Source organism: Deinococcus hopiensis KR-140, assembly GCF_900176165.1.
Classification (GTDB): Bacteria; Deinococcota; Deinococci; order Deinococcales; family Deinococcaceae; genus Deinococcus; species Deinococcus hopiensis.
In genome coordinates this window covers 232414-251163 of the sequence record NZ_FWWU01000011.1, presented here as the reverse complement: position 1 = coordinate 251163, position 18750 = coordinate 232414, and the positions used below count along the sequence as shown (strand labels likewise).

Annotated in this window: 9 protein-coding genes and 2 pseudogenes; 9 read left to right on the top strand and 2 right to left on the bottom strand. The window is 62.1% G+C overall.

Features of this window, described 5'->3' with window-relative positions; translation table 11 throughout:
• From B9A95_RS31055 to tal, 5 genes are all read left to right on the top strand, one after another.
• Nucleotides 1–990, top strand: coding sequence for an ABC transporter permease (locus B9A95_RS31055; RefSeq protein WP_084051438.1), 990 nt, complete (start codon nt 1–3; stop codon nt 988–990).
• Nucleotides 991–1247: 257 nt separating this feature from the next.
• Nucleotides 1248–2939 carry a ribulokinase gene (araB, locus tag B9A95_RS31050; protein ID WP_084051437.1) on the top strand — a complete coding sequence of 564 codons (1692 nt, stop codon included), beginning with the start codon at nt 1248–1250 and terminating at the stop codon, nt 2937–2939.
• Nucleotides 2936–3583, top strand: a complete 648-nt coding sequence (locus B9A95_RS31045) for an L-ribulose-5-phosphate 4-epimerase (RefSeq protein WP_084051436.1) — start codon at nt 2936–2938, stop codon at nt 3581–3583. The genes araB and B9A95_RS31045 overlap by 4 nt, the downstream gene beginning before the upstream one ends.
• Nucleotides 3584–3721: 138 nt before the next feature.
• Nucleotides 3722–5230 carry an L-arabinose isomerase gene (gene araA, locus B9A95_RS31040; RefSeq protein WP_084051435.1) on the top strand — a complete coding sequence of 503 codons (1509 nt, stop codon included), beginning with the start codon at nt 3722–3724 and terminating at the stop codon, nt 5228–5230.
• A 398-nt stretch (nt 5231–5628) separates the two neighbouring features.
• Nucleotides 5629–6591 carry a transaldolase gene (gene tal / locus B9A95_RS31035; RefSeq protein WP_084051434.1) on the top strand — a complete coding sequence of 321 codons (963 nt, stop codon included), beginning with the start codon at nt 5629–5631 and terminating at the stop codon, nt 6589–6591.
• A gap of 190 nt (nt 6592–6781) precedes the next feature.
• On the opposite strand, the pseudogene B9A95_RS31030 reads toward tal, so the two are convergent.
• A pseudogene (locus B9A95_RS31030) lies at nt 6782–7153 on the bottom strand (hypothetical protein); the annotation flags it as partial.
• Nucleotides 7154–8043: 890 nt separating this feature from the next.
• Here B9A95_RS31030 and B9A95_RS33015 point away from each other — a divergent pair.
• Nucleotides 8044–8700: a hypothetical protein gene (locus B9A95_RS33015; RefSeq protein ID WP_139807190.1), complete on the top strand. Its 657-nt coding sequence runs from the start codon at nt 8044–8046 to the stop codon at nt 8698–8700.
• A 43-nt stretch (nt 8701–8743) separates the two neighbouring features.
• On the opposite strand, the pseudogene B9A95_RS31025 reads toward B9A95_RS33015, so the two are convergent.
• Nucleotides 8744–9545 (bottom strand): annotated as a pseudogene (locus B9A95_RS31025) (IS5 family transposase).
• A 214-nt stretch (nt 9546–9759) separates the two neighbouring features.
• Between B9A95_RS31025 and B9A95_RS31020 the strand changes: the two are divergent.
• The 3 genes from B9A95_RS31020 to B9A95_RS31010 all read left to right on the top strand — a co-directional run bounded on the left by B9A95_RS31020 (nt 9760) and on the right by B9A95_RS31010 (nt 17469).
• Nucleotides 9760–12621, top strand: a complete 2862-nt coding sequence (locus B9A95_RS31020) for a substrate-binding domain-containing protein (RefSeq protein ID WP_084051432.1) — start codon at nt 9760–9762, stop codon at nt 12619–12621.
• 971 nt (nt 12622–13592) lie between these two features.
• A complete protein-coding gene (locus B9A95_RS31015; RefSeq protein ID WP_084051431.1) occupies nt 13593–17063 on the top strand; it encodes a PAS domain-containing protein in 3471 nt (1156 codons plus the stop codon).
• A complete protein-coding gene (locus B9A95_RS31010) occupies nt 17056–17469 on the top strand; it encodes a response regulator (protein WP_084051430.1) in 414 nt (137 codons plus the stop codon). Before B9A95_RS31015 ends, B9A95_RS31010 begins: the two co-directional genes overlap by 8 nt.
• The last annotated feature ends 1281 nt before the right edge of the window (nt 17470–18750 follow it).

Here is an 18750-nt window from a genome sequence, read left to right as displayed (position 1 = left end):
ATGGCCGTCGCTCAACGTTCCCGAACGTCATCCTGGTCCGCTGTCCTGAAGCCCTTGTTGGGCCAGGGAGCGCTGATAGCCCTTCTCCTGCTCGTCGCCTTCGCGGCATTTCGCTACGAGGGGTTCCTGAGCGCCTACAACGTCAGCAGCTTTTTTCGGTACAACTCCATGTTTATGTTGATCGCCATTGGCATGACGTTCGTGATCGTTACCGGTGGAATTGACCTTTCTGTGGGCAGCGTCGCCGCCATGTCAAGCGTCATTGCTGCTCTGGCCAGCCCATATGGCCTTCTCGCGGGTCTCCTCGCCGGAGCGTTGGCTGGCGCGCTGGTCGGGCTGATCAACGGTCTGGTCATCACCCGGCTGCGTGTGGAACCGTTCGTGGCGACCCTTGGTGCTTTCCTTGGCGCACGCGGCATTGCCCAACTGGCCTCCAGGCAAAATGCAGTTTCGGTGGATCAGAACGGCACGTTTACGAAGCTGGGACAGGGGGACTTCCTGGGCCTTCCCATTCCCGTCGTCCTTACCCTCGTGATGTTGGCCACCGGCATGGTGCTCCTCCGGTACACCCGCTTCGGGCGCTACGCGCTGAGTATCGGCGACAATGAGGACGCTGCACGCTTGATGGGTTTCAACGTAGACAGCGTAAAGCTTGGAGTCTATGTCTTCTCGGGCCTCCTGGCTGGACTGGCTGGGGTCATCCTCGCATCGCAGTTCGGAGCGGGTCAGCCTGTCGAGGGTGTCGGCTGGGAATTGACTGCGATCGCAGGGGTGGTTGTCGGCGGAACCCTCCTTACCGGTGGTCGAGGTTCACTCGGCAACAGCATGGTAGGTGTTATCCTGTTGGGACTTATTTTCAACGTGCTTAACTTTGAAAACGGTAAGGGCATTATTTCTATCGATGTGTTCTGGCAAAATGTAATTCGAGGCGTGTTTCTACTGGTTGTGGTCGTTATGCAATCTAGTCGCCTCGCGCGCGACAATCACTGAATGGATGACGTAGAAGGGGTAAAAAAAATCTTGCCTCTAAGATTATTGTCTTCAAGGTCATCTCATGTAGGTGATAGATGACCGAATCCTCCAACCTCTCCCTGACTCCTTTTCCTCCATCATGTTAGCGTTAACTTTGGTCACAATAAGGCTGAAAACGATTGGTGTTGCCGAGTGGTGAATGTTCAATTCCATCCCCTGAAATAGCAGTGAGACACATCCAACCCCGCGAAGCCTCAAGAAAGAAGGAAATGTCAATGAACGAGACTTACACCATAGGCGTTGACTACGGGACTCTCTCCGGCCGTGCTGTTCTCGTCCGCACCAATGATGGGAGCGAAATCGCCAGCGCTATTCACGTCTATCCACACGCGGTGATGTCGGACTCCCTTCCAGGTGGGAACGTCTCTCTTCCTCCCGAATGGGCGCTACAACATCCCCAGGACTACCTCGACGTCTTGAAAAACACGGTTCCGACCCTTCTGCAGACCAGTGGCATTGATCCCTCTCTGATCGTCGGCATCGCCATCGACTTCACGGCATGTACCGTGTTGCCCACGACCGCCGAGGGCACGCCGCTGTGCTTTCTTCCGCAGTTCCAGGATGAACCGCACGCGTACGTCAAGTTGTGGAAACACCACGCCGCTCAGCCACAAGCTGACCGCATCAACGCTCTGGCGGAGCGGCGTGGAGAGTCCTGGCTCCCCCGTTACGGTGGAAAAATTTCCAGTGAGTGGGCGATCGCCAAAGCGCTGCAACTCCTCGAAGAGGCGCCCGAGGTCTACCGGGCCGCAGCGCGCTTTATTGAAGCCACCGACTGGGTGGTGTGGCAACTGTGCGGACGCGAGATGCGCAATGTCTGCACTGCCGGCTATAAAGCCATCTACCAGGATGGCGTGTACCCTCCCAAGGACTTCTTCGCTGCGTTGAATCCTGACTTTGCAGACGTCATCGAGGAGAAATTCTCCCGTGACCTGTATCCCCTTGGAAGCCGTGCCGGCGACCTGACAGCAGAAGCGGCACGCTTAACGGGATTGCAACCCGGCATCGCCGTGGCAGTCGGAAATGTAGACGCTCACGTCACAGCGCCCGCGGTTGGAGCGGTCAAGAGTGGGCAACTCGTGGCCATCATGGGGACCTCCACCTGCCACGTCATGAATGGTGACACCCTCACCAACGTGCCCGGCATGTGCGGCGTGGTCGACGGCGGCATTCTGCCGGGGACTTACGGCTACGAGGCCGGGCAAAGCGGGGTGGGGGATATCTTCGCCTGGTTCGTCCAGAACGCCGTGCCTGCCGAATACCAGGTGCTCGCTGACAAGAGGGGCCTCAGCCTGCATGAACTCCTGACGGACCTCAGTAAGGATCAGGAAGTCGGCGCGCACGGCCTCCTTGCGCTCGACTGGCTGAACGGCAACCGGTCGGTCCTTGTGGACGCCGACCTGAGCGGGCTGATTGTTGGCCTGACCCTCGCCACCCGTCCCGAGGACATCTACCGCGCGCTTGTGGAGGCCACGGCATTTGGTGCCCGCGTCATCGTTGAGACCTTTGAATCCTCGGGCGTTCCCGTTCACGAATTTATCGCGGCGGGCGGACTTATCAAGAACCCGGCGCTGATGCAGATCTACGCGGACGTTCTTGGCAAACCCCTCAGCGTTGCCGACAGCGCCGAAGCCCCGGCTCTGGGAAGTGCCATGCACGCTGCTGTCGCTGCTGAACTCTATCCCGACATCCAGGCGGCCGCGCGGAACATGAGCAAGGTCCGCAAGAACGCCTTCGTCCCCGACCCGCACAGGCACCACCTCTACACGCGGCTGTACAACGAGTACCGAACGCTTCACGACCTGTTCGGCCGCGCCGAACCCACCATGAAGGTCCTCAAGCGTCTGCGCGACGAAGCGCATGCCAAGGCCGAAAAATCCGGGCGACAAGTTGAGGTCCTCGCGTGAATAAAGTTGAACTCCGCGAACAACTCACCGCCCTGCATCAGGAGTTGCCGAGAAACGGCCTGGTGACCTGGACCAGCGGCAACATCAGCGCCCGCGATGGCGACGCGATGCTCATCAAACCCAGCGGCGTGACCTTTGAAGATCTCACCCCGGAAAGTATGGTCCGCACCGACCTGCATGCCCGGCGACTGGAAGGAACGCTCAGCGCGTCCTCCGATGCCGCCACGCACGCCTACATCTACCGCCACCTTCCGCATGTGGGTGGAATCGTCCATACCCACAGCCCCTACGCTACCGCCTGGGCCGCCAATGCCCGCGAGATCCCCTGCGTCCTGACCGCGATGGCCGACGAGTTCGGAGGCCCGATTCCCTGCGGCGGCTTCGCCCTCATCGGCGGTGAGGAGATTGGTGCGGAGGTGGTGCGCGTCCTCAAGGGGCACCGCAGCCCCGCCATCATCCTCAAAAACCACGGAGTGTTCACCATCGGACCAAGCCCAAGGGCCGCACTCAAGGCCGCCGTGATGTGTGAGGACGTCGCACGCACGGTCTTCCTGGCCCATCAACTCGGGAACGTGCAGCCCCTCGCCCAGGAACACATTGACTCGCTCTATGACCGCTACACCAACGTCTACGGTCAGCGCTAAGACCACTCCTTCGGTGTGATGCCAAGACCACTGGACGAAGAGGGGAACCGGGCACGCCTCGACAAAGACGTTTCTCACCCTTCTCTCCAACGCCCCCGCCGAAACGGTCCGCCCCTACTCCCGAAAGGAAACACGCCCTTGAAACACCTTGCTCGTCCCCAACTCTGGTTTGTCTGCGGTTCTCAGCATCTTTACGGCCCTGAAACGCTCGCGCAGGTCGGCAGCAACGCCCAACAGGTCGCGCGTGGCCTGGACGGCAGCGGCTCCATTCCCCTCGACGTGGTCTTCAAAGGGGTCCTGACGACACCCCAGGAAATTCGCCAGCTGTGCCTGGAGGCAAACGGCGACCCCCAGTGTGCCGGTCTGGTCCTTTGGATGCATACCTTCTCGCCCTCCAAGATGTGGATCGGTGGCCTGAGCGCTCTGAAAAAGCCCTTCTGCCACCTGCACACCCAGTTCAACCGGGAGTTGCCGTGGAACGAGATCGACATGGATTTCATGAACCTCAACCAGGCCGCGCACGGTGACCGCGAGGCGGGCTTTTTGCATACCCGAATGCGGTTGGAGCGCAAGGTCGTGGTGGGGCACTGGAGCGATCCCGAGGTGCAGGAGCGGCTGGGCGTATGGGCGCGGGCGGTCTGGGCCTGGTCGGACCTTCAGGGCGCCCGTTTCGCCCGCTTCGGTGACAACATGCGCTACGTCGCCGTGACTGAAGGCGACAAGGTCAGTGCGGAACTGCGCTTCGGCTTCGAGGTGAATACGTACGCCGTCGGCGACCTGGTTGAGCGGGTGCAGGCCGTGGTTGCAACTGAGGTAGACGCGCTGATCGCAACGTACGCAGACGAGTATGAAGTCGCGCCGGACCTGCTCCCCGGAGGCGAACGGGCGCCGTCCCTGCGCGAGGCTGCACGGATTGAACTTGGAATGCGGGCCTTTCTGGACGAAGGGGGCTTTAAGGGCTTCACGGACACCTTCGAGGACCTGCATGGTCTCGCGCAACTTCCCGGTATCGCCACCCAGAGGCTGATGGCCGACGGCTACGGCTTCGGGGGAGAGGGCGACTGGAAAACAGCAGCCCTGGTCCGCGCCATGAAGGTGATGGCGCACGGCCTGCCCGGCGGAACCTCCTTTATGGAGGATTACACCTATCACCTCGAACCCGGGAGGCACCAGGTGCTGGGGTCACACATGCTGGAAATCTGCCCGAGCATCGCGGTGGGTAGACCCCGCGTAGAAGTTCACCCTTTGGGCATCGGGGGCAAGGAAGACCCAGCGCGCCTGGTGTTCGGCGCGCAAAAAGGCCGGGCCATCAACGCTTCGCTCGTGGACCTTGGCAGCCGCTTCCGGCTCATCGTGAACGAGGTGGAGTCGGTAGAGCACCCGGAGTTACCGAATTTGCCCGTTGCGCGGGCGGTATGGGAATGTCTGCCGGATTTCAAGACGGCCTGCGCTGCATGGATCTATGCCGGGGGCGCGCACCACACCGGGTACAGCTATTCGGTCACGACCGAGCACATGGAGGACTTTGCCGCCATTGCGGGGGTGGAGCTTGCGGTAATCGACGCTGACACGCGTCTGCGCGACTTCAAGGGCAACCTGCGCCTGAACGACTTGTATTACGTCCTTGGACAAGGGTTGCGCGTTTAAGGCGAAGGACGGCATAAGGACAATCCCGACGTTGGGGAGAACCCCGGGTGTACAAGCCTTTCAAGCGTGCCAAGGGGCACGGTATGGGGCCTTTGGCGAAGGGTCAAAGCGGGAGAGGATATGCAGGAGCATTTTTTCTCTCGCTTTGATGCTTTGTGGTTCTGCCCTGGACCTGCGCCCGGAAAGCCAAAGAGGGGGAAGGGTACGCCCATCTCCCACTGGGGACGCACCCAGGGCAGAACAAGCAGGAGAAACCATGTCAACCGCTTCAACCACAAACGCGTGAGACCTGGCGAACGTGCCGCGCGTCTTGACTGAGGAATTCAAAATCACGGTGGAGAACATCGTTCACGCCGCTCGTCACGCCTTTGAACGCTGTGTGGAAAGGGAATCACAATATGCCCAGTAAACTCGAGCAGCTCCGAAAATTCTCAGTGGTTGTCGCCGACACGGGAGATTTCACGGCCATCTCCCAGTACCGACCGAGAGACTGCACCACCAATCCGTCCCTGATCCTCAAAGCGGCTCGGCAGCCGGAATCTGCGGAGCTCGTCAATGAAGTGGTAACCGACTGCGCTCGCCGGGGAGAGCGCACGGAAGAGATGCTCGATACACTTGCAGTGCGCTTCGGAGTGGAGTTGACGAAGCTTGTCCCCGGTGATGTCTCGACGGAAGTCGACGCCATGCTGTCATTCGATGTGACAGCGATGGTGACCAAAGCGCGGGCACTCATCGAGAGGTATGAGAAGTGGGGTGTGGACCGAGAGCGGGTGCTGATTAAACTGGCGGCCACCTGGGAAGGGATTCGGGCAGCGGAAGTGTTGGAGCGGGAAGGCATTCGCTGCAATCTCACCCTGGTCTTCAGCCTGGAACAGGCCGTTGCCTGCGCTCAGGCAGGAGTCTTTCTCATCTCGCCCTTCGTCGGCCGAATCACGGATTGGTACAAGAAGGCTGAAGGACGGAATTCTTACCCAGTAGACGACGACCCCGGCGTGGGCAGCGTTCGCCGGATCTACACGCACTTTAAAAGCCAAGGGTACGCGACCGCCGTTATGGGCGCTTCCTTCCGCAGTGCGGCCCAGGTGGAGGCGCTCGCAGGCTGCGATCGCCTCACGGTCAGCCCGACCTTGCTCTCGGATCTGGATCAGGACCAAGGGATGCTCACCCGCCGGCTCGGTTCAGCCCAGGCGGCCACACCCCCCACAGGTCCCATTACGGAGCCGGCGTTCCGCTGGTCTCTTCTGGAGAACCAGATGGCAGGTGAAAAGTTGACGGAAGGACTGCGAGTTTTCCACATGGACTATCTCTCGTTAAAACGCGAAATTCAGACCAAAGTGCAAGGACAAAAAGTCCTCACTTAAGTACACCGTAGTTAATCTTTAGATCAACCGAGCGGAGTGAGAAGCGGAGAAAGTGCAGCCCACCGGGAGTGGAGACTTTTCGGTGCCCTCCTGAAAAGTCGCAACGTGAGGTGCGGTGTATTTAACCCCTTGGACATCAGCCTGTGGCTCCATTGCCAAGCTTGCCTGCGTTGGCGCTGGGTCTGCTTCTTCAGCGCAGGTGCGTGAGGTGTGGTAAGCCGGGGCGGCCCATACTGGGGATCAGCACAAAGGCTTCGGCGCTAGCGTGACGGTCCTCGAACCACTCGCGCGGCGTGCCCAGCGCCTGGGAGATAGGAACCCAAAGGGCCTCGGCGGCGTCCTGCCCGCAGACACCCGTCAGTGCGCCCACGCCGAGGTCGAAGTAGAAGGCCGTCGTGATGGCGCGGCCACGCAGGGAGCGGTCCGGGTGATCGAAGGTCTCTCGTCCAGCGAGGTGGTGCGTCCAGCCGCGGACCTCAAACATCATGCCGGGGCCCGTTTCCTCGCGCAGTTTACGGATGGCGGACCTGAGAAGCGGCTGGCGCACGTCCAGAAAGCCGCCGGGAGTGCGAGTTTGCCGTTGCCGGGATTGACTCCCCGCCGAATGGCCAGGACGTGTCCACCGTGGACGGCCCCCGCCAGAGGTAGGCGGAAAGGGCGTAGAGGCCCAGAGTGCCCGGTACGCCCGAACGTCCCGCCACTCTTGAGGTCTCTGGGGTTGCGGCGCGCAGAGGCCTGGGCGCGGGACACCCTGAGGCTGCGGGGCGGCCCGGGCTTCCTAAGCTTTTCCTGTTTCTGGGCGACGGCCACTTTGATCCCCTGTACGGCTGGCGAGAGGGACTGCTGCTGGTCTTTTACGTGTTGGGCATGGTCCGGCCCCAGGCGTGGGGCCGGACCATGCCCAACACGAACGGCGCGCGCTCGCAGCGTGTGATGTGGGGCCAGCTCCTGTTTGCCCCGGGGCGGGCTGGTGCTGGCAGGCCTCACCGGCGAGGGAGTGGGCTTCACCTCGCTGTTCGTGCCGCAGGAGCTGGCCTTCACACCCCGGCGGAGGCGTTGCGGGAGGTCAACACCGCCTGTGACGCTCATCGCGCACCCTCGCGCGGGGTTTGGGGGAAAGGCCTCAAACCCCGCGCGGGGGTGCTGCTCAATGCGCTCCGGGGCTACCGGCGTGGAGCGCGCCCGCGGACCCTGCCGGGGTCGGGGGTGCCGGGTTTTCCGCTGCCTTGTGGTTCCAAGGGGCGTGGACTACACCGGCGCCTACGGCGTGTAGGCCAAGGGTAGAACTTGGAGTTTGGATTCGAGGGAATATCTGGATCTGGAGCGCCTCTTGCTACCCCTTCAGGGCTTGGAGCGTCTTTCCCTGGAGCACCGACCTGTTGATACGCGATCTCTGGGCGACTCCAGGTAGCTGGAGTCGCTGAGGAGGCCTTCTGTTCTATCCTGGCGGCAATGTTGAAGGTCTTTTGGCAGGCGGAAGATGCCCCACGGGGCGCAAAGGCCATAGGGCAGTGCGGCGGACAGCCTCATCTGAACCTTGGTGGTAAATCTCCTGCTTGTCGGGTCTGCGAGGCGCCGATGCCCTACTTTTTCACTGTAGATGTCGGTGAGGTGCTGTCAGGAAAATTGCTGAGCCTGTTCTATTGCATTTCATGCACAGGCAGTACAGTCCCAGAATTTCCGCAGACGCCTGTCAGCTCGCCCATACTGGCAGATGAAGCACAAGCTCTTCAAAAGGATTATCGCCTTTATCTCCATACTGACGAACATCCTCAGGGCAATGCCTTTTCGCCAGTGGTTGAGAAGTTCATTTATGGCAAATCCTCCAGAGCTGCTGGATATCAGTTCAGTAAAATTGGTGGCACTCCCACAAAATACTGGGGTAAAGATGACAACAACATACACAAGCTTTTGTTTCAAATCCGGGAGTATGACTATGTAAGGTTTCATCTGCAAGAAGGGAGTCCCATGCAACAAGCGTATAAGCTTTTTGATGGCGATCCTGAGCTCCGTGAAGAGAATGACTATATGCTTATTGCTGGAATTCCCATTTACATCTTCGCAACTCACGACGAGAAAGCAGCGTTCTTAGTTACGGGTCGATTCTAATACGACTTAAATGTGTGTCGATGCATCGTACTACCCGCGGTGCTTACAGCCATAGCAGAATGGCAGCCAAGGTAAGCCAACCTCCATAACTCAGGGCTCTCTTGTCATAACGGGTCGCGATGCGTCTAAAGCTTTTAAAGCGATTAATGAGACGCTCCACCTTGTTCCGTTCCTTGTACGCAATAGGATCAAAACAGATATCCGACCCCTGATCTTTGCGCCTGGGAATGATGACCCGAATCCCCCGAGCATGCAGGTACTTGCGGACGGTTGTGTAGCTGTAACCCTTATCGCCCACCAAGCGATCAGGACGAATCCGGGGACGTCCTCGTCCTGCCCGAATAACGGCACCTGTCTCCATTAGAGGTTGCAGGTATTTCGACTCATGGCGTTCCCCACCACTCAGGACGAATGCCATCGGCTTTCCTTGCCCTTCAGCACGAAGATGGATCTTGGTACTGAAGCCGCCTCGTGACCGTCCCAGCGCTTCGCCTTCCTGTCCTCCTCGTGCGCCAGCCGCACAATGATGCGCACGCACCACCGTGCCGTCTACGAAGTGCATCGACCAGTCGAGCTGACCTTCCAGGTCAGCCTGGCGTTGAAGTTCAGCCCAGACCTGTTGCCAAATGCCCTGAGCAATCCAGCGACGGAAGCGGCTGGCGATGGTCGTCCATTTGCCGAACCGCTCTGGGACGTCACGCCAGGGAGCACCCGTTCGCAGCACCCACAGGATCCCACTGACGATCGGGCGGTGGTTCAAATATGGACGTCCCAGGCCGAGCAGGGGGGGCAAGAGGGGCAGGGGGACGTTCCCACTGTGTATCACTGATTTCTTCCCGCCACAGCACGAAATTTTACTCGTACGGTCTCAAAGCTCAACCCTTTGCCTACACGCCGTAGAGGGGCAAAGCGAGCGGCCTTTTCGAATGTCGCCACCGATGAACGGCAGGTGGAAGGCACCGCTGTCACGGCGGCCTGCTTCAAGCGTGCGGAAGCGGGGCGGCGCTGCCGCAGGTGACGAGAGTCCTGTAAGCTTCTCTCCCTACACTGGAGGCCGTCGTGAGCAACAGGATAGACCGCCCATTCCCACACCACACCGCAGGAAACGTCGCCATCCTGACCAATCACCTCCATCCCTATCAGACGGTGGTGATTCAGGGGATCCAGCAGAAACTGGACAGCCGCGGGTGGGCGAGTACCGTGTATGTCGGCCGTGATCTCCAGCTGCCCCTTTCGGCTCCCAATCAAATTTTCGCTCGTATTCACCCGCGGCACCACCAGGGCGTCATTCTGCTCTCGGCCGCCCTCACGGCATCCCGCTCAGACTCGGAAGTCAGGACCTTCGTCGAGGCCCTGGGTTCCATGCCCGCCGTTGGTATTGGCCGGGCAATTCCCGGCCTCACCACCATTGGGACGGACAATGCCAGTGGAATGCAGCAACTGATGGCGTACCTGATTGACGAACAAGGTTATTCCCGGCTGGCCTTCATGCGGGGAACCGTCGGGAACCCCGATTCCGAGGAACGCGAACGAATCTTCCGGGACGTGCTGTACGGGCGTGGCCTGCCCGTCAGGGAGGAATGGATGCTGACAGGGCAGTATTCCGTTCAAACCGCCAGGGACGAACTCGACCTCCTGATAGGCCAGGGGGCCGACATTCAGGCCGTGGTGTGCGCGAACGACGAGATGGCCGCGGGCTGCATCCAGGCGATTCACCGCCGCGGACTGAGGGTGCCTGACGATATCGCTGTGACGGGTTTCGACGACAGTCCCCAGTTCCAATATGTGCTGCCCGCCCTGACCACGGTCCGCCAACCCATCCTCGAACAGGGTGAGATGGCGGCCCAGGCGCTGCTTGACCTGATGCAGGGTCAGGCGCTTCCTGACGAAGTGCGGGTGCGGAGTCAGGTGGTGGTACGCGAGTCCGCTGGCATGCCCCCGCTTCTCGGGGGGGCCGCACGTCGGCCGCTTCCCGCTGTGTGGCACGCCCTGGAGCAGGACGGACTGGCCCAGCTGCGGGAGTCGCTTGAGCGCAACGCCCTGTCTCCTTTTATTGACTTCTGGCAGAGCAGGCTGCTGACGGGCGTCTACCGAAACGAGGCGTTCTCCCGGTGGCACGACCTCCTGACGTTCTGGATTCGTCAAGTGGAGCCTGATTTGGACGCTGCCACGCTGCTGACATTCAACCAGTTGAAGATGTCCGCGTACGACGTCCTTTTTCGCGCGTTTCAAATGTCGCACGAGGAGCAGCGTCTGCAAGACCTGTACAACTCCACGTGGAGCCCCCAGCTGTTCAGTACCGAAACGCCCACACAGCTCCTGGAACAGATTGAGGATTACCTCAGCCGCATGAAGATCACCCGCTACCTGCTGGTGCAGACGGATACGGCGGGCAACACGGCGCAGGTAACGGCACACCGGGGAATACCACTGCCGAACACGGACCCTTTTCCACTGGAGCAACTGCTGCCCAGTGAACTGGCTGCGGAGTGGCGCTCCGGGCACCGCACCGTTACGCCGCTGGCCGTTGGAGACCGGCTGTTCGGTTGGCTATGGTACTGTCCTTCGGGCTTCGATGCCGGTGACGAGGCAGTGCTTTACAGTGCGCTCGGACGGGCCATTCAACTGGCGACGCAGCAAGAAGCGCTCCGGCGTCACGCGGAGCAGCTCGAACTGGAAGTTCAGGCCCGTACGGCCCGGCTGAAAGCGGAAGTGACCGAACGCACCAACGCGGAGAGGGCGCTGCAGGTGGCACACGAACATTTGCAACAGAGCGAGAGGCGCTTCCGCTCACTGGTGCAAAACGCCTCTGATCTGATTTTGGTTCTCGACGCCGAGGGAAGCATCCGGTACGTCAGCGCCTCAGCCAGGGCGATGGTGGGATATACGGCACAGGAAATGACGGGGCAAGACCTGCTGACCTACCTCTCTCCAGAACATCACGGTGAGGTTCGTCGGCAGATCACCCAACTGATCGCCGATGGACCAGCCACCACTTTGCGCCCCCGTTACCGCCTCCGCACGGCCCTGGGCGAAGGACGATGGTTCGAAGGGCTCATGACAAACCTCCTGAGTGATCCGGACGTCCGGGGGATTGTACTCAACTCGCATGACATCACCGACCGGATCGGGGCAGAAGAAGCGCTGAGGGCCAGCCAGTCGCATCTGCTGGCTGCCGAGAAACTGGCCAGCCTCGGGCGGCTCACCGCTGGACTGGCCCATGAAATCAATACTCCGCTGGCCGCCACCATGAATTACCTGAGCATGGCGCAAATGCTGATTCAGGAGTACCAGGAATCCATTGGCAATCCGGCAGTTACGCCGGAAGACCATGCGGCGATTGCTGGCGAGGCCCTGCAAGCCCTCAAAGACGCAACGAAGGCCACCAACCGCATCGGTGAGTTCATTCGTCAGATGCGCAGCCATACCCGGGGCAGTGTCAGCGGAACCAGTGAGTTCGATCCTGCCAAACTTGCCGCCGATACGCTGGCCATGCTCGCCCACCAGGCGCTCAGAAGTCAGGTTGAACTTCGACTCGAAATTCCCACCGTCAGGTTAAGTCTGTGGGGTGAGCCCGGCCGTTTTACACAGGTGTTGACCAACCTGGTCATCAACGCGATTCACGCCTGTGAAGCGGTTGAACGCCCTGGAAACGTCGTCGTCCGCCTGGTCAGTCTCGGGGACAACGTCTGCCTTCAGGTGGAGGATAACGGTACCGGGATTCCAGCGGAGATCGTCGGTAAAATTTTCGATCCCATGTTTACCACCAAAGACGTCGGGAAAGGAACCGGCCTGGGCCTCAGCATTATCCACGACATTGTCGGGGGTCACTTTGGCGGCTCCGTAGAAGTACAAACGGAGGTGGGCCGAGGCACCGTGTTCACGGTTCACTTCCTGCCCGGCCGCAACCAGACAGCATAGTTTTGGGGTCTGGCAACTCGTAAAGATTCGGGTTAAGCGGATATTTCACAATGGATTAACCCAGGCGGAGTGAGCAGGAAAAACGGTAAAGGCGAGGCGTGAAATCACCAAAGCGGAGCGGACCTGCAAAGCTGCGCAGCAGAGGGGAGGGGAGGGCTGATACGGAAACCGTATCAGAGCGCGTTTTACAAGCGCGTGGGGAGCGCAGCGGGCCAGAGGCCGGCCCCCTGTTGTTGATGAGACGCCAACGGTACGCCAATGACTTGACCCGGGAGCAGTTTAGGGAATTTGCTCCCGGCTGAGAGGCGGGCAGCAGGTCCAGGACAATAGACCTGCACGGGGCGATGTGTGCCCGCTTGTATGCGTACCGAACCGGCTGTTCCTGACGTAACCTCCCTGGAAAGCAGTTAACCGCTTCCTTAGAAGGAGAACATGGCACAACGGGGGGCGTAGCTCACAATCCAGCGCCGGGCGTCCTTGATGCCCAAACGCTCCGCTGTCCCCCACGGGGGACAGCGTGGGGTGAACGCAGGCAAAAAAGAGGAACGGACGGAGGGACCCACCGCTGTAGATCCCTTGGGCCTCCTCCTGGCAGTGTGGTTGAGTACAGGCGCGCTTCAGACCGTGTCGCTGCCCCTATCCTGCTGGGACGTTCTCCAAGCGCTTCCCAGCACTCGGGCGCTTCTGACCCGGTGAGGGTATTCCGGCGAGTTGATCACCTGAGCTCAGGGCAGCCAGGCACTGGCACCGTTCCTTTGTGCTTTGCACAGGGGCCTAGAATGCGGTGTGCCTTTCCTGCCCAATGACGTTACGCTTGCTCACCTGGGTGTGAACGTCACCTTCAGCGAGAGCATGTTTGAACTTGCCTCCAGAAGCGCTGTTACCGTTCAAGGTCGTGGAGCGGCTCCCACGCAGCTTGTGGTGGCGCGTCCCTGGGGCGGGATGTTCAGCAGGAGAGGACGGCGCCCATCATGACCTCCGAAGGTGCTGTCCCGGCAGGGCTTCTCCCGGAAATGAATCGGCTCCGCCACCTCCAGGCCGTCACGGCGGCCCTCGCCGGGGCAGTGACTGCGAACGACGTCGAGGCCATCATCTTGCAGCAGGTTGTGCCTGCCGCGGCCGCCTGCGGGGCGAGTCTGATCAAGGTGGTGGATGGAGCGACGCTGTACACGGTGGGAACCGCCGGCCACGGCCAGGCCTTTGAATTTTCGTGGCGCCGCTTCCCGGTAGACGAACACTTTCCAGAGGTGGCGGCCATCCGGACCAAGCGGCCGGTCTTTGCGTCCCTGGATGATCTGCGCCGGGACCACGCTCCAGTCCTGCCTCTGCTCGGGCCCGGTACCCACGCGGTGGCCGCACTTCCCCTGATTGCCAGCGGACAGGTGCTGGGCTGCCTGGCCCTCTCGTTCGAGCAGGAGGAGGACATCACGCCCGACCGGCGACCACACCTTCTGGCCCTGGTCGAGGTCAGCAGCCAGGCGTTGCGGCGCGCCCGGCAGTACGACGCCGAGCATGCCGCGCACGCGCGGGCCGCCTTGCTGGCCGAGGCCGGCACTGCCCTTGCCAAGTCGCTCGACGTCACGGCGACGTTGGAACGGATCACGGCGCTGGCCATCCAGCATGTCGCGGACTGGGCTGCCGTATACCTGCCGGACGATACCGGTCGGATGGTCGCCGTTGCGGCGGCCCACCCAGACCCTGAGAAAGTGAAGCTGCTGCACTGGTTCCTGGCCCAGGTCCCGCATGACCCAGAGGCGCCCGGCTCGCCCGCCTGGGTGCTGCAGACCGGTCATCCTGTGCTGGTGCCCACCGTTCCGCCCGGCATCATGGACGCGCTGCCCGAGAGCGAGCTTCGTGACGCGTTCTACGTCATGGGCCTCCACTCGGTGATGAATGTGCCGCTCACCATCCATGGCCGGAACATCGGAGTGCTGGGCCTCGCCACGACGCACCCGTCCCGGATGTACGGCGAGGCCGACCTGGAATTGGCCCAGGCGCTGGCGGGCCGGGCGGCGCTCGCGCTGGACAATGCCCAGTTGCATGAGGCGGCCGACCACAGCGAGCAGCGGTACCGCTCGCTTATCGACGCGACCCGGCAGGTCGTCTGGACGAACAGCCCTGGTGGCGAGATGCTCGGTGAGCAGCCTGGCTGGGCCGCGCTGACTGGGCAGACGCGCGGCGAGTACGAGGGGTACGGCTGGTCAGCAGCCCTCCATCCGGACGATCGCGCCTTTACCCTGGAAGCGTGGCGGCACGCCGTCGCGGGCCGCACAACTTTCGAGGTCGAACACCGCGTCTGCGCTGGAGGCGGCATCTACCGTCACTTCCATGTACGCGCCGTGCCCGTCCTGAACGGGGACGGCAGTCTCCGGGAGTGGGTGGGGGTGCATACGGACATCACCGAGCAGGTGGAGGCCCAGCGGACCTTGCAGGACCTCAATGCGTTCCTGGAGCACCGAATCCAGGAACGGACGCGCGACCTCCAGGAGAGCGAGCGGCGCTTCCGGAGCATCTTCGACAGCCAGTTTCAGCTGATTGGCCTGCTTGATCCAGAAGGCAGGCTCATCGAGGCGAACCGCACCGCCCTCGAATTTGCGGGAACGCAGCCGCACGAGGTGATCGGTCAACCTTTCTGGGCTGGGCCATGGTGGCGGCATTCCGAGGAGGGCCGTCAGGAACTGCGTGACGCCCTGCGCCGAGCTGCAGCGGGTGAGACGGTGCGCTACGACGTGGACATCCTGGATGCGGGTGGTCACGCCGCCACCATCGACTTCTCCCTCAAGCCCGTGCGCGATGAGCGGGGCGAGGTGATCTTGCTGATTCCCGAGGGCCGCATCATCAGTGAGGAACGTCGCCTCGCCGCCGTCTTGCAGGCGGTGGTGTCCAGCGCGCCGCTGATTCTGTTCGCCCTGGACGCCGAGGGCCACTACCTTATTTCGGCCGGTGCCGCGCTTTCCGCGCTGGGCCGGCAGCCCAACGAACTGGTCGGACAGAATGCCCTTGACCTCTACCGCCAGGTGCCGGAGGTGCTGGAGCCGATGAAGCGCGCGTTGGCTGGCGAGGAAGTCCACGAGATCGGCACGTTGCGGGGCATCACCCTCGAAAGCTGGTACCAGCCGATGCGGGATCAGCGCGGACAGGTGAGTGGCATGGTGGGCGTGGCGATCAACGTCAGCGACCGGGCACGGGCTGAACAGGAACGCGAGGAGGCGCGGGGCCGCGCCGAAGTGCTGGCTGCCCTGGGCGACGCCCTGCAGGTCGTTACCTTGCCTGACGAGGTGGTCGTGCAGGCGCTGGAAACCCTGGGGCCTGCGCTGGGGGTAACGGCCCTGATGGTGGTACCAGTCGCCGGGCCTCACGCAAAACCCATCACCATCTGGGGTGAGGTGCCTGACGTCGTCCGGGTTACGCTGGAGCAGAAGGAACGCGCCATGGCCGATACACCGGTGCTCGCTCAGGTCGTGGCGTCCGGCCAGCCGGTCTACCTGGAGGATTACGCGCGCGCGCCAGAGCACGCGCCTGGGCTCGACGGTATGGCATGCGCAATTGAACCGGTGCTGACGAGCGATGGCCCTGTGGTGGGTGCGGTGGTCGCCTGGCGGGCAGGGGGAGGTGAGTGGTCTGAGGGGCAGCGCGACTTGCTGAGGCGCGGCGCGGCGGCGCTCGCCCTGGCCTTGGAACGGGCGGAAGCGGCCACGAATCTGCAGGAGCAGAGGGACACGCTGGAAGCCACCAACCGGGAACTCCAGCGCAGCAACGCGGAACTGGAGCGGTTTGCCTTCGTGGCCAGCCATGACCTGCAAGAACCGCTGCGCACCATCGCCAGTTTCAGTGGGCTGATCGAGCGGCGGTATGCCAACGTGCTTGACGACCGTGGCCGGCAGTACCTCTCGATGGTCATAGGGGGCACCGTGCGGCTTAAGCAGCTGATTGACGACCTGCTGGTGTTTTCGCGCCTGAACGCCGATCGTGACCCGCTGCGGCCCGTGCGTACGGAAGGTCCCTTGAGGGAGGCGCTGAGCAACATCAGCGCAGCGGTTCAAGCTGCCGGCGCTCAGGTCACTGTCGCTGAATCTCCCACCGTGCTGGGAGACGAGCGTGAACTCACACAATTGTTTCAGAATCTGATAGGGAACGCCGTGAAGTTCCGCCGGCCTGGCGTGACGCCCGAGATCCAGGTGGGGGCCCAGGAGGAGGGGGCTGTCTGGCACTTCCACGTGCGTGACAATGGAATTGGCATTCCGCTGAAGTACCACGAGCGGGTGTTCGGCATGTTCCAGCGGCTTCATACGCGCGACGAATACGAGGGAACGGGCCTCGGGCTGTCTATCGTCCGCAAAATAGCGGAACGTCACGGCGGCCGGGTGTGGCTTGAGTCCACGCCCGGGGTGGGCACGACGGTGCATTTCACGCTGCCCAGCGTGGGCGGCGCCGATGTTTGAAGTGCTGCTGGTGGAGGACATGGAGGGAGACGTGCTGTTGGTTCAGGAGGCCGTCGCGGACCTGGACATGGAGGTGCGTCTCCACGTCGTTCGGGACGGCGTGGACGCACTCGCCTTCCTAAAACGTGAAGGGCCTTACATGGACAGGCCAGCCATGGGTATTGTGCTGATGGACGCCAACACGCCCCGCCGGAATGCCGTGGAAGTGTTGCGGGAGCTTCGCAGCGACTCGGCGTTGAAGTCGTTGCCAGTGGTGGTGTTCAGCAGCTCCGCAGCCTCACACGATGCCGAACTGAACCTCGCGGCAGGTGCGGACGCTTACGTTACGAAGCCCCTGGAATTCGAAGCGTTCATGCAGGCCGTACAGGGCATCTTGCGTCACTGGATGGGACGGGCGTCAGCATGAGAGCCCGCTCCAACGGACCCTTCCGCCGGGCCTTGCGCGGCCGTCAGCTCGCCCTGAAAGTCCACATCGTGGAAGCTGGCAGCGCTCTTCCCAGGGGCAGTCACCGTGTCCGACTTCTGCCCGGTGCCTCCACGTGGACGGGGCGTGCTCATGGAAACCGGGGGGTACTGGCCGGGTACCTGCGTAAGAAGTTCGCCCTCCTGCGCAGGTCTGGGCGGACGCCATCATGCGGGTGTAATAAGATTCCGGTTCATCCTATATGGAGTAGCGGGTTGACCTGAGCGGAGCGAGCAGGAAAAACGGTGACCGATAGGCATGGACTCACCGGAGCGGAGGGGCTGTAGTGGACTATCCGGAGACCGTATAAGAGCGCCTGAATCTGGAGCGCTCGGGCGTGGTCTGTTCAGCTTTTGGCGAATGCCGGATCTGATTTACGGGGGTTGTGGGGCCAGAGCGACGTACGGGGATGGCGGAGCGCCTGGCGTCAGGCAGGGCGCAATCGGCGGAAGCACCCAGGGCACGTTGCCCCCGGCCGCCGGATGGGCGTTCAACTGGAAAACGCCCCCAGGATTCCTGGCCTTCCGGCTGCATAATTTGACATGCATTGAATAACGCCCTATATTCAAGAAATCAAGGCGGCCCAGAGGCCGCCTTCTTTCGTGCCGCGGCACCACCGGGTACCAGGCGGAGACCCATGAGGACCGCCTCGGTCCCCGCTTCGGAAGAGGTGCCGCCCGGACGCGGGCGCCGCTCACCTGCCGGACCTGCTGCGTCTGAGGCTGCGCCGGTCCAGCCCGAGAAGGTCGGGTGGCCCTCATGCCGCGTGCCGCCGTCGTTATAAACGTGCCAGCTGCGGTCAATCACGGGTGACTTCACGCGGCGGCGCTTGTTGCAGTCACGCTGCCTACCCGGCCATACACTTTTCGGCGGTGGGTGACGTTCTGGTGCTCGGTCTGGGTGTGGGTGGCCTCATGGCGGGCAGGGCGCGGGCCGCCGTAGGGACCGGTTCCAGCCGCTCGACGAGGTCCGCGGTGTCTCAGGACGGGCCGCGACGCGGGGTTGCAGCGGGGGCCCACGGAAGGCTGGCTGCAGCGCGTGGATCCGGCAGTTCTCGCGGTGGCAGGCGGGCGAGGTGACGTCTGCGCGTGACGGGCACCCGCGCCATGTCGGCGCGCGGGGCATGGGTGCTCTGGGCAAAGCGCCGGCGCAGAACCTGGAGATTCACACGCAGACCCACATCTCGTCTCTGGCGCACACGCAAGCCGGCTGGACGCTGACCGC

Coding starts and splice junctions, on each gene's coding strand:
- B9A95_RS31055 (WP_084051438.1), top strand. CDS start 1: ATGGCCGTCGCTCAACGTTCCCGAACGTCATCCTGGTCCGCTGTCCTG.
- araB (WP_084051437.1), top strand. CDS start 1,248: ATGAACGAGACTTACACCATAGGCGTTGACTACGGGACTCTCTCCGGC.
- tal (WP_084051434.1), top strand. CDS start 5,629: ATGCCCAGTAAACTCGAGCAGCTCCGAAAATTCTCAGTGGTTGTCGCC.
- B9A95_RS33015 (WP_139807190.1), top strand. CDS start 8,044: ATGTTGAAGGTCTTTTGGCAGGCGGAAGATGCCCCACGGGGCGCAAAG.
- B9A95_RS31015 (WP_084051431.1), top strand. CDS start 13,593: ATGACCTCCGAAGGTGCTGTCCCGGCAGGGCTTCTCCCGGAAATGAAT.
- B9A95_RS31010 (WP_084051430.1), top strand. CDS start 17,056: ATGTTTGAAGTGCTGCTGGTGGAGGACATGGAGGGAGACGTGCTGTTG.